This window comes from Streptomyces thioluteus, assembly GCF_039535865.1.
Window position 1 is genome coordinate 1 of sequence record NZ_BAAAXZ010000041.1, and the last position, 14,356, is coordinate 14,356.

General features: G+C 62.3%; 12 protein-coding genes. All 12 read right to left on the reverse strand.

The genetic code is table 11. The annotated features are described in order from the left end of the window. The coding region (locus ABD794_RS18575) for a Gp37-like protein (RefSeq protein ID WP_486389112.1) at positions 1-732 on the reverse strand (732 nt) is incomplete at its 3' end. 4,721 nt (positions 733-5,453) lie between these two features. Then, positions 5,454-7,031 carry a hypothetical protein gene (locus tag ABD794_RS05530; RefSeq protein ID WP_344961169.1) on the reverse strand — a complete coding sequence of 526 codons (1,578 nt, stop codon included), beginning with the start codon at positions 7,029-7,031 and terminating at the stop codon, positions 5,454-5,456. Positions 7,032-7,074: 43 nt separating this feature from the next. Next, positions 7,075-8,265 (reverse strand): hypothetical protein, encoded by a 1,191-nt coding sequence (locus ABD794_RS05535; RefSeq protein ID WP_344961170.1) that lies wholly within the window; start codon positions 8,263-8,265, stop codon positions 7,075-7,077. Between the two features lie 969 nt (positions 8,266-9,234). Next, entirely contained in the window at positions 9,235-9,831 is a 597-nt protein-coding gene (locus tag ABD794_RS05540; protein ID WP_344961171.1) for a hypothetical protein, read from the reverse strand. Beyond that, the gene (locus ABD794_RS05545; RefSeq protein WP_344961172.1) at positions 9,773-10,819 is read right to left on the reverse strand and encodes a hypothetical protein; all 1,047 of its coding nucleotides are present in this window, start codon (positions 10,817-10,819) and stop codon (positions 9,773-9,775) included. Before ABD794_RS05545 ends, ABD794_RS05540 begins: the two co-directional genes overlap by 59 nt. 78 nt (positions 10,820-10,897) lie before the next feature. Further along, on the reverse strand, positions 10,898-11,284 hold the full coding sequence (locus tag ABD794_RS05550) for a hypothetical protein (protein WP_344961174.1): 387 nt from the start codon (positions 11,282-11,284) through the stop codon (positions 10,898-10,900). Positions 11,285-11,301: 17 nt separating this feature from the next. Next, complete coding sequence (locus ABD794_RS05555; protein ID WP_344961175.1) at positions 11,302-11,595, reverse strand: hypothetical protein; 294 nt, start codon at positions 11,593-11,595, stop codon at positions 11,302-11,304. A 364-nt stretch (positions 11,596-11,959) separates the two neighbouring features. Continuing rightward, the gene (locus ABD794_RS05560) at positions 11,960-12,490 is read right to left on the reverse strand and encodes an XF1762 family protein (RefSeq protein WP_344961176.1); all 531 of its coding nucleotides are present in this window, start codon (positions 12,488-12,490) and stop codon (positions 11,960-11,962) included. A 5-nt stretch (positions 12,491-12,495) separates the two neighbouring features. Further along, positions 12,496-13,191 (reverse strand): phage tail tube protein, encoded by a 696-nt coding sequence (locus ABD794_RS05565; protein ID WP_344961178.1) that lies wholly within the window; start codon positions 13,189-13,191, stop codon positions 12,496-12,498. 75 nt (positions 13,192-13,266) lie between these two features. Continuing rightward, positions 13,267-13,659 carry a hypothetical protein gene (locus ABD794_RS05570; RefSeq protein WP_344961180.1) on the reverse strand — a complete coding sequence of 131 codons (393 nt, stop codon included), beginning with the start codon at positions 13,657-13,659 and terminating at the stop codon, positions 13,267-13,269. Continuing rightward, a complete protein-coding gene (locus tag ABD794_RS05575) occupies positions 13,649-14,002 on the reverse strand; it encodes a hypothetical protein (protein WP_344961182.1) in 354 nt (117 codons plus the stop codon). Before ABD794_RS05575 ends, ABD794_RS05570 begins: the two co-directional genes overlap by 11 nt. Then, positions 13,999-14,328 carry a hypothetical protein gene (locus ABD794_RS05580; RefSeq protein ID WP_344961184.1) on the reverse strand — a complete coding sequence of 110 codons (330 nt, stop codon included), beginning with the start codon at positions 14,326-14,328 and terminating at the stop codon, positions 13,999-14,001. Before ABD794_RS05580 ends, ABD794_RS05575 begins: the two co-directional genes overlap by 4 nt. Positions 14,329-14,356 lie beyond the last annotated feature (28 nt).

Genomic DNA, 14,356 nt, shown 5'->3' on the forward strand with positions numbered 1-14,356 from the left:
CGCCGTCAGGAGAGTAGTCGTAATCCGCAGGGATCGGCATGCGGCATCACATCCTTGTGCTGAGCTGGTTGACCTTCCGCCACAGAGCCTTGATCTCCCCGAAAACGTTCGGGGGTCGCTCGTGCCCTGTTGGCCAATACTTGGGCGTGATGTGGAGCCCTCGGCACTGTCGAGATTTTCACCTGTCGCACGAGGTCCTGATGCACGCTGCCATCGACGTAGCAGGAGACCTTGTCTCCAATCCACCAGTGCACGCCGAAGGTGCACGAGGGCGTGTCGAGACGGATACAACTGCAAGTTCCCGTCGGCCTTGTTCTGATTGAGAGCTTCACGGCCTCGCTGATCCATAGTGCCAAGGCAGTTGGGCCGTGGTACCCGAGTCACTTCCTTGGACAGCATGGGAGGTTCCCGTCCTTGGAGCGCTTCACGTGGTATGTCTCGCGCATCGACGAATGTCTCGGCCGCCAATCCCCAATAGCGTTCAGCGTCCTTGTCTACGTAGGGTACTTGATGTAGCGTTCGCGGCCTCACCTTGCGCCAGCCCACGATGGCCCTCGTGGCCTTGGGGGCTGTCATGCTGTAGACGTACTCCTTCAGGTTCCCGAGCTCGGGAGAGAAGCGCACTGTTGCAGTGCGATCCTCAACACGCCACACCTCAAGCTTGATACTGCGGGACTCAGGATCGTAGACGTTTCGCCATCCAAGTCCACCTGCATCAGCCAAGGGCCGCACAGCATCCGCAAGTTGTCAAACCGATGCGAGTAGGCTGTTCTCGAACCCCACTTGTCGTAAGGCCGCTTAGAGCCGTCAGGAGTCGAGTAGCCGAACGGTCGTCGATCGGGGAGCGCTGCACTGCCAGCGTTCTGCGAGATCAGGTACTCAAGGGCCCACGATGCATCACGATCCGACGCAGCCTCGTTCTCCCTAGTCTGCTGGTCCGCGGAGTGCGCCGGGTCAGGGAAGACAACGCGAGAGGCCACCGACAGGTTGTCGTCTGGCTCCCGTACGTGAAGAGGGCGCCGGAGGAGTGGGAGGAAAGAACGAAGGGGAGGGGGGCGGGTGGGAGGAGGGGCGGCGAGGTGACCGGGGCGAGGGGGGAGGGAAGGGCGGGCGTGGCAGGGGCGGAGAAGAGGGGGGAGCGATAGGGGGGGGGGGGCCCGCCGGGCGAGGGGGGGTGGTACCACACAGGAAATAGGGGACGTAGGGGTGGGGTGCGGGGAGGGGCGGGGTAGAAGGCCGCGGGGGAACCACGTCGGCCCGGGAAGGGCAGAAGGAGGGGGGGGGGGAACGGGGAGGCGGTGGGGGCGCGGACGGGGGAGTAGGCGAGGGGGGAGAGGAAACTGGCCAGAGGACGGGCGCGGTGTCACGGGGGGGGGGGGGGGCGCACAGCGATTGGGAACTGTCCGGTGCGGCGGGGTGGGTTAGTCGGCGGGGGCCCGGAACCTGCCGTTGAGGGGGGCGGGTGGGGGGGGGGGGGAGGGCCCGGGGGGAAGGGTCGGCAGCCGGAGGGGGACGGGGGAAGGGGCGGAGGAGGGAGGGCCGGGGGAGGGGGGGGAAGGGTGGGGGGCTGGGGAACGGCGCGTCGGACCAGTAAAAGGAACCGGCGCGGGTGCCCGGGCGGGGGAGGGAGGAGGAAGACGGGAGAGGAGAGGGAGGCCGGGACTGAGGTCCTTAAGGCAGATAACGGCGCCGGTGTCTGCGGGAGGGGGGGTCCGGGGAGGGGGGAGGGGGGGCGTGGTGGGGCGTTGGATTTGGGGGCCTCACCGGGGGTGCGAGGGGAGCTAGGGGGCCGGGGGTGGGGCCGGGGTTCGTGTCGTCGATGGCAGCGGGGCGAGGGGAGGGGTACACAGGAGCGGTCCAGGGTCCGGGGCGGGGTCCGACCTATAGCGGAGGGTGACTACAGGGGGGGGTGGGGGGCGGGGGGGACGGGGGGGGGTTGGGGTGGGGGCGGGTAGAGGAAGCGGCGGCGGGGAAAGGCGGGGAGCAATAAGCGTAAAGGCGGTCCCGGAACGCGCGCCCGATGGTCCCGGCCGCCCATAGAAGGTGGGAGCGGGGGGGGGGGGGGAAGGAGCCGGGGGCTGTCGGTGGCGCCGCAGGGTTGGGGGGTCAGCGCCCTGCCGGGTAGCATACGGCGACGATTCGTCGGAAAGGTTAGCCTGGGTCGTGTAGGGTGGGGCGCGAGCGGGTTTGCGGTTGAGTTGGTGCCGGGGGGGGGGGGGGGGGGGAGGGGGCGGGGCGGGGCGGTCTCTGGACGTGCGGATTCTGTCTCTAGAACGGGGTGTGGGGCCGACTGCGAAGGCCCTGGTCCCTGGCTGGAAAGCGTTGACGCTGCACGGGAGGGGAGGGCGGTGGGGTGCCGCCCTTGGCATCCCGTAGACTCTGGGTGAGGGTGGCCGTGTCCGGGGTGTACGTGTGAGGCGCGGTTGGCCGGTCGATTGGGAGGAGGGTGTCGTCCTTGACTCGTGTGGTGGGCGGCGAGGGTTGCCTTGGTATGGCAGCGCAACGTGTGTCGCGTAGTACGTGTGGTCGGTAAACGTGCGCTGGGTGCTGAGTGCGCCGTGTCGGCAGTTGAGAGTTTGCGGGGAGGCCGCGGAAGAGGGTGGACGGGGGGGGGGGGAGGGGGGGAATGAGGGGTAGGTCGAGGTTTGGGGAGATGTGGATGTGGGGGGGGGGGAGGGGTGCGGGGCTGGGGGGGTGCGGGGGAAGAGACCGTACAGTTGGGGGGCCGGGGTCATTGGGGGGAGGTGGCGGGCCGGGGTCGGGAGGGTTTCGGGAGGGGGAGCCACAGGCTTGGTTTGGGCGTCCAGGGTGGGGCTCGGGGGGGGGGGGTAGGGAGAGGCGCGTGGGGGGGGGCGTTGGCCGTGGGTGCAAATATACGGTCCGGATGCCGGTTGGCCGCGGGGGGGGGGAGGGGGGGGGGGGGGAGGGGGAGGGAAGGGGGGAGAGGGGGGGGGGGGGGAGTAAATAAAGGATGGAGGCGGGGGGTAGAGGGCGTGGGGAGGGGGGCGGAGGGGAGCAACCGAGGTGGGGGGTGGAGGGTGGGGAGAGGGGGGTAGGGGGGGGAGGGTCCGTTATGCGTGTAATTCAGCGCGAAGCGAGGACCTGGGGTGGGAAGGTGGGGGCGGCCTTTAGGGGGGGGGGTGGGGCGTCCCGAAGGGGCTGGCTGTTTCTTTGTCGTTGTAGGGGTTGGCGGGTGTCGAAGTCGTGCGTAGAGGGGCTGTCTGCCGTAGGGGGCGGGCGTGGTGAAGAGAAAGGGGCAGGAGGAAGGTGAGGGGTGTTCAGGTGCGCTGTAGAAGGGAAAAGAAGGGGGGGAGTTCTGATTCAAGGGGGTCTCTTGCCAAGAAGGGGGGACTTGGGGTTGGATGGGGGGGGGGGAGAGGGGGTAGGGGGGGGGGTGTGGGGGGGGACGAGATGGGATCTGCGGCGGGGTTTTTCGTGGTGGTAGGGTCTTTCTTGGTCACCCAGGACGGGGGGGAGTGCGTGCCCGTGGTGCCCGGGGGCCGGTCCATCGGCGGTGGATGTGGAGTCCAGGCAGCGGGCTTTGTGGTGCGATGGGTGGTTGACGGCCTGGTGCGTCAGTGTGCTGTGCTGCCATTGGGGAGTCGGGGGGGGGAGGGCCCATCGATGTGGTTATGAAGGGGGAGGATGGACGACGGGTGTGGTGCCTGGGGCAGGGAGTAGGGGGCTCGGCATAGCTGTAATGACCAGTTAACTCGACAAAGAAGGGGAGCGTGCGGGGCGGGGGTGGTGGGGATGGCGGGGGGGGAGGGAGGCTGGCCCGGTGTCTGCGGTTGTTTCGCGCGACAGAGGGGTGCCAGCGGTGGTAGAACGTGTTCCCTAGGGTTTTCTAATACGGAGATAGTGGGTTAATGTGATCTCCAGAAGGCGCCGAGTCAGTGTCTACAGTCCAGTACTTCTGGATTCCTGTACAGGGCCAGAGAGATAGGCCGTGTCACCCCCTCTCGATACACGACGAGTGCCACAACCAGGCTGGAACAGCTTGGCGTTGGGGCGATCTGCATTGATCTTCAGAGTCCACTGCCCGACATCGCAGTGTTGGAGGACTGCGTTAGCTCGATGTAGTCGTCTACTGTCCGATCGGGGCTAGCTGTGCGATCACGGACGATGATTCGGTATTCGCCCAGGCACCTCCCAATCTTGAAGCGGGCAGGAGAGCATGAGCCCTCTCCCACCCGCTTCTATCTGTGCCTCTACAGGCCGTGCATGATGTGCGCCGCGCTCCAGAGCGCGAAGGATGGTGTCCCTCGGTCGGCACGTCCGGAGCCGCGTACACGTTCACGGTCACGGGTCGGCGACCGAGTATCCCCGCTGTCTCCGAGGCCGTGTGAACCCGTTCGCCACCCTTCATCACCACCAGCTCAGGACCCTCCTCACCCACGAGGCAAGGCCCGGTGATGCGCGCTCCTGGTCCCCTTGGCGTACCAGTGGTTCCGCTGCCAGAAGTCCCAAGCCTGCTCAGGTGTGCGGTAGCGCTCCCTGATGTACCCGAGACCCCCAACGCATCTGAGTTACCGCAGTTGGTTAGCCAGTCGGGGCCGGCGGACGCCATCTTGTCGGCAGGCAGCGACTGAGGGAATGCCGTAAGCGCCTGAGGAAGGGTTCTTAGCAAACTGGTTCCATCCAGACTCGTTGGTCCAAATGTTGTCCAGCGCACCGAACTGGTTGCCCCAGCCCATAGCACTCAACATCTGCTTGGCAGCCGTCTTGTTCTGGGAAGGCGTTCCACCATCCAGACCACCCGAGTCCGGGATCTCAACCCCAGTCGCATACGCGCCAGGCCACCCCGAAAAGGCTGGCCCATCGCTGATGCCACCACGAGGGCGGAACACGTGATCAGGGTCCCCAAGGGAGCGAGTCAAGCGACGAACAGTCGGCCCAACATTGCCCTCAATGGTATGCAGGACGCCGTCAGCTACAGACTCAACGATGCCAATATGCCCGCCACTTCGTGTAGGTCACGATGTCACCCGACGCGAGCCTGCGAAGCACTGATCAGCGATCCGGAGGCTTCAGAGTTCCAAGTCGCAAACGCTAGGCCATCTGTTGGCAGGCGTACCCTTCGGGACTGTTCCAGTACGAGGTATTGGCGACCGCCTTATCGATCACCCACGAGATGAAATCCGCACACCACTGCTCTCCATTGAACTCGTTGTACTTGACCATGTCGGGACCGGTCTCGGTGTACCCGATTTTCCCTCTGTGCAGACTTCACCGCAGCAGAAGCCACCACCCACGTGGTCATCCAGATACTTGCCCCACGCAAGAAACACTTCCCTTGAAGGAGTCGAAGGCTCCAGCCTGGATACTGCCCATGACACCGAAAGCGTCCTTCAAGCGCCCCGTCATGCCGTGGATGCTGTCCCGCCCACCCATGCTCAATGGCATCGGCATACCCCCTGGTACGGATCCGCACCTTGTGGGCAGTGACCCAGTCACCCGCCGCTCTGACCCCACGATGTGAGGGGCTGGACGATGCCGCCGGCCGCGAAGGCGTTACCGCTGAGACGAGCTGAGCGGTTCCACGCATGGACGGTGTCCACGCCCAGGGCGCGAACGACCTCCGGCCTCAGCACACCTTCACCAGGAGAGAGGATGGCTGGTACGACGTCACGGCCAGGAGCAAAGCCAGGCACCACACCACCCGCAGCGAAGCGCAACGGGGACAGGGGCGCCTTGGCACCTGCCAGGCCTGCCATCGCACTCGCCATCGACACGGCACCGCGGTTGTACGGACCGTCAATCGTGCTCCTGGTAGAGCTGTCCACATAGGACATCGCGCTTCGCCACGTGTCCTTGATGTCTCCAGCAGAAGACCGGAACTGCCCTTCAAGGCCTCGAAGGCCCCCGCTGAGCGACGAGAACGAGGCGAGTGACGAGCCCTTGGAACGGTCTACCAGCTGAGCAGCCTGCGACCAGACACTCTGATGAGTGCCAAGGAACTCGCGTTCAGCGCTGGTCATGTCGCCACGGAGCCGCATGGCCCACGACGCCATCGCCGGAGAAGCGTCAACGTTCCATGCGGTCTGCACGGTACGGCCGATGCTCCTCCAGGACTCCTCACTCACCAAACGGAATCTTTCCGTAGTCGGAGTGAGGTCCGTCTTCACCTCCTGCGACATGCTGACGAAACTAGGCTGAATCAGCGTCTGCCACATCTCCTCAATCAGCTCAGCAAGCTTCTTGAAATTACCGCCACGAGCAGCGGAATTCAGCCCGTCCACCTGATCCGTGCCAAGAAGCTTGGTCAGCTCAGGCCTCAGTACCGACTCACCAGGAGACAGAAGAGACGGAACGCTGTCACGCCCAGGTGCGTAACCGGCGACAACTCCGCCACGGGCATAGCCCTTTGAAAAATCAAAGAGCCCATCCAAGTTCGGAAGGGCTTCCTTCAGCCCCTCGATCATATCGGCCCAGACCTCTTGAGCGTATCCAGAGGGGTTGTCCAGGATGGACATCAGGCCCTTGAACGACTCCACGACCTGATTGATGACCCCCGTGAACATCTCCTCTGCGAAGTCCTTGAGGTCAGAGAGAACGCCCTTCGGATCCGTAGCGAATCGAACGGCCAACTTGAGGACGTCTTCCGCACCCTCATAGAGGCTCTTTGCTAGCTCAATCACATTCGAGAAGAGCTCCTCAAGCGTATCCAAGCTGAAGATGCTTCCCGCCATGCGCTTAGCGCGCCCAACTGCGTTACCGTGACCATGATAGAAGTCGTCCATAAAGGCCTGACTGACGACTGGCCCGGAAATGCTCATTCCCATGCCTGCAAGCTGAGCCCAAGGCGCCCCTTCCGGCTGACTCATCAGAATGCGTGGCATTTTGGAAGACATCCAACTAGCAGCCCTGTCAGGCAGATCCGAGAACTGGCCTCCAGCCCACCGGACCTTGCCGCCAACCCAACCGCGGAGGCTGCTACCCATGCCGCCAAGACGGGCACTCGCAGCATCCATACCGATAGCAGACGCGCCAACACGCGTCAGCGACGTCAGATTGAAGAGCTCACGCAACTCATCGAGACCGAAGAGCCTGGAGAGACCGCCTCCGCCGCCACTACGTGCAACCGCAGGACGAGGACTTGCCATCAAGGAACGAGCTGCGAACCCCCGAGAGGCACCGCCGCCGGCACCACTCGCAGCAGAGGGGCCGATAGAACCGCCACCGAAGGATGCATGAATCCCAGTTGCACGGAATCCACGTGGAGTTGGGGCGAAGGACGAGCGACGCTTTCCACCACCGCCACCCTTGCCACCGCCACCACGATTCCCACCACCGCTGCCCTTCTCGCCCCCCATCAGTTTCGCCGTTGATGTCACGCAACGCGCCCTTGAGCAGCAGAGCCGCAGCCGTGACCTCATCGACCTTCGCCTTGAGATCATTGAGCTTGCTTTCAGCGCCACCCTTCCCCGAGTAGTCAACGCTGTTGAGCTTACGCAGCGCGTAGTTGAGCCCGGTCTTGCCCGATGGAAGGCCGACACGATCCTTGGTGTCCATGACCGAGGACTTGAGGTCATCAAACTTTCCGAGGATCGTGTAAAAGCTGATGTCTTTGAGATCACGGATCGCGTTGCCCAGTCGAGTGACCGATCCCTTGACGTTCTGAACAGACTCCTTGAGCGACCCTTCAGGGCCATCGAGTGTCGCCTTAAGCCCCGACAGAGAAGCCTCATTGAGTTGAGTAATCTCTGTATGGACGGAAGTGACCTTGCGTTCAGCTGAACCAGCGGACGAGGCAACAGAGTTGGCCTCACCGCTCAGCTCATTGCGCACATTCCCCAGGGACGCGCCGTTGAGCGGTTCAAGCCCAGCACTCTTGATGCGGGACACCGCTCCCTCGGCCTTGGTCGCAGACGCAGCCACGGAGACGCCCTCTGCGCCGGCGAGCTGGCCCCGTACCTGACCAAGGTCTGTCGTGTTCAAACGGTCAAGGCCGAGAGTCCTGATGTGCTCGATCGCCTCACGAGCACGCACCGCCACATGCGAGATGGATGGCTCCGAACCATCGAACTCGCCTTGGATATGTGAGAGTCGGACGTCGTTGACTCGCTTGATCTCCAGCTCAAGCGCCCGAATCCTCTCGTCAAGACCCTTTACCGCACGCTCGGCCTCAGCGGTCTGGATCTCTATACGCTGACGCGCAGTCTGCGGAATAGCTGGCAGATGCTCCCGAGCCGTCTGACGAGTCTGCGCACGACGGTACTGCCGACGCTCCCGATAGCCTTCGTCGTCACTTCGATCCAGCACGTAGGGACGCGCGTCTCTGCGTGCCCGGTACTCGTCGCGATCACGTCGGCGAGTCGAACGACGCTCATCCCGCCACCGCTCCTGGTTGGCTCGTCGATCGCGCTCGGCCTGGAGGAGAGTGTCAGCGTTGTCAGCGGTCTGGGGCGTACTACGGTCGAGGTCCCGCAGTCGGCGCCGCTCACCCCGGTACCGCTGGCCGCGGTACGGCGACGGCCCCGGTCATCCCAGTCGATCAGACCACCAGATCCGACCTGAGTCGCATAGCGGCCGTAGCCTCGGATGGCCTCGACCTTGCCGCCACCCCACCGTGCCCGAGCATCGTCACGCGCTCCGCGCATGCGGTTCGTCCAAGCCCAACCATTCTTCTTTGCGTCCCGCGATCGGTCCCGTGATTTCCGGTATCCATCGAGGTACCCATCATCCGAAAAGAGGCCAGTCCCTATGTGCTTCCCGCCGCGGACGACTCGCGTTGCCAGGCGTGCACCGCCAGCCAATGCCTTTCCGAATAGCTTGGCCGAGGAGCCGACACCACCGATCAACTTGCCTGTCTTGCCGAGGATCTTCGCAGCGACTCCGAAGGCGATGAGCAGAGGGAGAGCCTTCAGCGTGAACGCGATGAGTGTCTTCAAGAAGCTCTGTAGGGCCGGATGGTCCTTGATGAAGCGCACGGTCCCGAGCGAAATACTGATGACCTTGTTGAGGCCATCTACGAAAGCCTTCGCGGCAACCTTCAGCCCCGGAAAGACTTCCGTCCAAAGATCCTTCAGTCCGTCAAGAGCCTTCAATACGTTCTCATACAGTGGCGTCTTGACGTGCGTCAGCATGCCGGTATCAGGGTCCCGGCGAACCTCGAAGTTACCTTTCTTGTCACGTTTCGCGAAAAGGCCCATTAGGTCACGCTGAGCAGTCTCTTTCATACCCTGAAGGCGACCCTTGATGGTCGCGTTCTGGGCCCTCTTCGCAGCCTCTTCAACGCTCTTGCCAGACTTGATAAGAACCCTTGATGAAATCCTGGCCGGAAGGAGCCTCTGACGCTGTCATGTCCGCTCTGAACTGAGCAGAGGCTGACAGCTTCTTACTCCGCGTTCCCTTGTCGATCACATATTTGGGCTTGCCGTTCTCGAAACCCTCCTGGATGTAATGACCTCGGTTGTCCTTCACCCACTCATAGTGACCACCATCCTTGTCGTAGCCACCGAGTGAGTTCTTGATGTAGTCGCCGTTCTCATCAGCGACCCACTTACCCTTAGCATTCTTCGAGTAATGCGTCTTATCGGTCTTGTTCGTGTAGCGGCGCGCCCAATGCTGCTTGTTGGCGTAGACGATACTCGTCTCGTTGGAGTCCTTATAGCCAAGCATCTTGGCTATAGCCTCAGCTGAGATGTTTGTATTGTTCTCGAAGGGCTTCATGTTGCGCAACGTCAGCTTGTCAGTATCCATGATGTAGGCGACTTGCTGCATTGCCTGGGCAAGCTTGCGAGTGTCAGTGATGCCACCCTTGGCGGCATTATTCGCAATAGCCTTGATCAGCGCCTCGGACTGCGCAGCCGCCTTGTCTGGAGCCATTCCATGTGATGCCAGGATACGTACATACTGAGGTGCGAATTCGTTCATGTCCTCCAGGCTGAAGGAGGAGTTGATAGCGAACTTCTGAAGGTTGTTCAACAGCTTCTTGGTCGCGAGGATCGAGACACCCAAGGCCGCCAAGGCTGTTGGCGGCAGCATCAAAACTGTCTGTCGCTTTTATGCCGAAGTCCACTGCCACGCCGCCGGCCAGCGCGAGAGGAGCCACTACATTCCGAGTGAGCAGCGCACCAACCTCTGCTGCCTGCATACCCATATGCTCTACGGCCTGAGAGCCCTTGTTCCACCGGGTCGCAGCTGTCGCCAAGAGACCAGCACGACGCGTAGCAACCGCTTCTTCGGCTGCCACAGCTTCCGAGAGTTGAGTACGGAGAGCTGCCAGACGTTCCATCAGCTCCGCCTTATAGGCAAGCGTTGAGTCCTTCTCCGCGCCGATCTCCTGAGTCTTGGCGGCCTTGTAGTCGCGCAGACCCTCGCGAAGATGAGCGATGAGAGCTGACTGACGCTCTCGAAGCTCGGCCTTGTACCGAAGAGAAGTCTCCTTGAAGACAGCCTGCTTCCGCTCCGACCCCATCTGAGAGGCACGGACCATCGCCTTGACGGCCTGCTCCTCCTCCATCCCCATAGTGGAGAGCACGCGCTTATGGCGGGCCGACAAGCCCAGAAGCGCCTTATGCTTTTCGTCTGCCGCGTTGAAGGCCATGCGCACAGCTATGGCGGCGCCCTGGCCCTCCTTCTCAATGACCCAGTCAATAGCCTTGGCTTGGGCCTGCGCCGCACGCGTCGCAGCAGCCTTCAAGGCAGCCTCGGATCTCTGCGCGGCCTTGTCGGACTCGCCCGTCATCGCTTGAAGGGCCGCGGTGACCTTCGGGACTAGGCCACGCTCGAAGGCTCGGCCGGCCTCGTTCGCAGCGTTGGAGACAGCTTCGGTTGTCTGTCGCTGCATCTTGGATGCCTCGGCCTTGTCCAAGAAGGGCGACACAGGTACACGGGCCCGTGCTACAGGTATGCCCTCACGCTCACCAGCCATCACGGGCCCCCTATCCAATTAAAGAGAGTTCATATCCCCAAACCATTGGGCGAGTTCCGCCGCGGAGGCCATCTCAGGATTCTGCGGCTCCTCTATGACGCCGCCAGGACGCCACATCGGCTCTGGAGGATCCAGCGCAGTGTCACCTGTCGAATTAGCCTGGATGAACAAATAGTTCGACGCTTCTAGAGCATCGGAGATGCGCGCCAGCATGTGAGCCTCGTGGGTCCACACGGCAGACTCATCGATGGCAGCGACCAGAGCACCTGATCCCTGCCGCGCTAGAAGCGATGAGATCAGCACATGCAGGCGTCGAAGCGAAAGCTCACCACGCCACAGGTCGAGAAGATCGACGCCGAAGTGTTCGAGTAGATCAGCCTCAAGGGCATCGCTATAGTCCCTCACGCATGTGAGGGCGCGGATCAGTTTCCCGTCTCACCAAACCCGGCAGCTGTAGAGACAAGACCCGCGAATGTTTCAAAGTCGCCAACAGTAGGATCAGTTGCCTTAAAGGCCTTCCACTGCTCGATGCCGACGAGCGTACGGATGATCTGGATTTCGCCCCGATCATCCTCGACGGCCTCAAGGAAGTCCATCGGAATCTGCTTGCCCGTAGGGATTGTGTAGGTGTGATCCTTGTAATCAAACGACACGGGCTCGTCGATGGCCTCAGCCTTCTTCGCAGCCGTGGACGGCTTGGCGGTCTGATCACTCATAAGCGACTCCAATTCAGGGTGACGGATTGGGAGTTAGATAGGTCAGTTGGATACGGCGCTGACGACGTCTGCCGACTGGTGGAAGCCGGTACCAGTGATGGTCACCGCGGGGCCACCCTGCACCACGGAGGTAGGCGCCACGGTCACGCTAGGGGAGGGCTTAGCCGTAACCAGGAGAGACGCAGTCGCCTTGATGCTTGCATTCGCCGTCTCGGTCACAGTAATGGTGTATGTGCCGGGAGGAACCGTATCCGCTACGGTGACCGTTCCGCTGAACTTTCCGTCGCCGTCGGTCCTGCCATTGTTGATTGAAACCGTGATGCCAGGAATGGGAGTCAATCCAGCATCTGTCACAGTCACCTGATCAGCCATCACAATCTGCCTTTCGTGTGGAGTCCGTTCCTTCAATTAGGTCTGCTAATGGTGATGCATCCTTGGTGTAGATCCCCCAGAGAGTTCGAGCCACGTTCTCGGTGCCAGTGACCTTACGGTGACGGCTTCGTGAATTCCATCCGGAACGTGCACGCCTATGGGCAATCTGACACCAACTTGCACCGCGGAGGCTGGCGCCGCTTTCGCCTTCCTGTGTGTACGTCAACGCTCGACGATAGCCCGCTGATCGGGCTGTCCTCCATGCGGCTGCATAAAGAGCGGAGCAAGCATTGGGTGTGCCATCGGTGGCAACTCGGGTTACTTCGACTGTAAACCCGTCATCGAAATGACGGGCTACAGGACGCCCCACAATGGCTACACCAACCAGGCATCCGTCATCGTTGACTACGCCGAGGGAAAACTTATGGCCTTGAGGTGGACGGTGGTGTCGATGGTGTTGCTTGACGTAGGCGCACGCGTCCGAGAACGACATAGGCCGTATGTGCAGGCGTGAATCAGGCATGTTGTCTAGGCCGCAATACCGTTAACGTCACTGCTCTTGTCAAAACCCGAACCCTCAAGCGCCGTGCCATGGCCGGCCTCCACGCTCCCACTCATCAGCGACACTTTCGGCATCGAACCCACTGACGAGTCATCTGTCAGGATGTAGCCGAGCGTTCCCGCAGCATCGAGAGCATCTAGAGTGAGTTCGTAGTTCTGGCTCTTCGTGCGAGTGAGCGAGATCGAGCCTCGATCGCCGACCATTGCCCGACCAATGACAGCCCGATAGTGTGCCGCATCGTCAGACCAGTCAATCACAAGCGAAACCTCGGCAAGATCAGGGTTCGACGCGATGTCGAGACGGTACTGTTCCCGGCCAGCAGCAGACTTAGTGTTGGTCTTGACCCACTCGGCACCATAAAAAAGCCGCGTGGTCGCATCATTGACCTGAACCAAAGTGCTCTTCACCTGGAACGCGGCACTTTTCACGTATCGCAGCACAGGCACAGAAGACTGCCAAACGGAGAGTTCCTCCGTTTCGATCTTCGGCGTAATTTCCGTGCCCTCCTCACTCGCATATCCAAGCGGGATGAAACCCGAAGCCTTCAGATCTTCATCAACAGACTTCGGCAGGGCACTTACAGGAAGGGCGCCGAAATGCACCCACATCTCACCATTCGGTGCAAAGCGAATCTGCTTAGCGTCATTGCCAGTTGCCGCCATAGGCGTACTCCTCACATAGGGGACACAAAAAAAGCGGCCCACGAGGGCCGTACAGAAGAAGAGGAAGAGCAGGCGCTAGGAAGACGCCTCGATCAGGTAGAGAGACAGCGCGTGCACATACCGGAACTCGCCGGACGACTCATCGGCCAGGGGGAACGGCATGTGTACCTCGGCGACATCCAGGACCAGGGCGCCGCCGGCCCGCTGCCCCGGCAGGCCCTCAAGCAGCAACTCCCGCACCACATGCGCGAGATCAGACGTCGCCATCTGCGCGGGACCGTAGATGTGAAGGGTGACCTCGGCGCGGTCCAGGCGCTCACGCATCTCCCGGTACCCGCCCGAGGCCTCGACGATGACGGACCGCTGCCCCTTTGCCCGGCCGACCATGGAGCCTGACACCATCACGTCGTGCAGCTGCGGCACGCCCGTCAGGTAGGAGTGGAGAACAGCAGCCGGATCAACGCGCACGGCGCTCCCTCTGTACGGCCTCCCGGAGCAGATGCCGCGCCGGAGTCTTCGATGTCCCGTACTCCAGATACATGGCATGCGCGGCACCGCCAGGAACATCCGCATCCGGAACCACACCACCCACAGGCTTGCCATCCACCCACACGACAGCAGTCCGCACGTTGATCGCGGCAGCAGTCTTGTTGCCCCGTGGGCGCTTGCGGTTGTAGCGAGCGAGCAGGGCACGGTACCGACGAGCGATACGCAACGTCGCCTTCTCCACCTCTTCCGCGGCCTGGCTCGTTCCCTCCAGGCGCACCAGGGCCTTGCTATCCCACTGGATCTCGTACGGCTCACGGCTCACGTGTCCACCCCCCATAGCCGCACCACGACATGACCGAGGCGCCCATGCAGGCCCTCCCACCGCGCAGGCTCCGAGAGCACGTCGTACCAAGTGCCGTTGTAGAGGACACGGTCAGACGACTTCGGCTCGGCTGAGGACGGTAGGAAGGCGTTGAGCATGGTCGATGCAGTCTCGTTGCTCGGATCCCGGTCCTCGTACGCCCGGTACGGCTGGACACTCGCCGGGCCCGACCACACACGCCGACCCTGCGCCCAGTCACGACGACGCGTGTAGCCGTCCTCCACTACTGGGGCACGATGAATCTCCAGGACCTCGTCAAAGCGCATGTCCAGCCCTCCACACGTCTCGCGAGAT

Excerpts from the sequence above, each read along its gene's own strand:
- ABD794_RS05540 (WP_344961171.1), bottom strand. The coding sequence starts at position 9,831 with ATGGCTCCAGACAAGGCGGCTGCGCAGTCCGAGGCGCTGATCAAGGCT.
- ABD794_RS05555 (WP_344961175.1), bottom strand. The coding sequence starts at position 11,595 with ATGAGTGATCAGACCGCCAAGCCGTCCACGGCTGCGAAGAAGGCTGAG.
- ABD794_RS05560 (WP_344961176.1), bottom strand. The coding sequence starts at position 12,490 with ATGCCTGATTCACGCCTGCACATACGGCCTATGTCGTTCTCGGACGCG.
- ABD794_RS05565 (WP_344961178.1), bottom strand. The coding sequence starts at position 13,191 with ATGGCGGCAACTGGCAATGACGCTAAGCAGATTCGCTTTGCACCGAAT.
- ABD794_RS05580 (WP_344961184.1), bottom strand. The coding sequence starts at position 14,328 with ATGCGCTTTGACGAGGTCCTGGAGATTCATCGTGCCCCAGTAGTGGAG.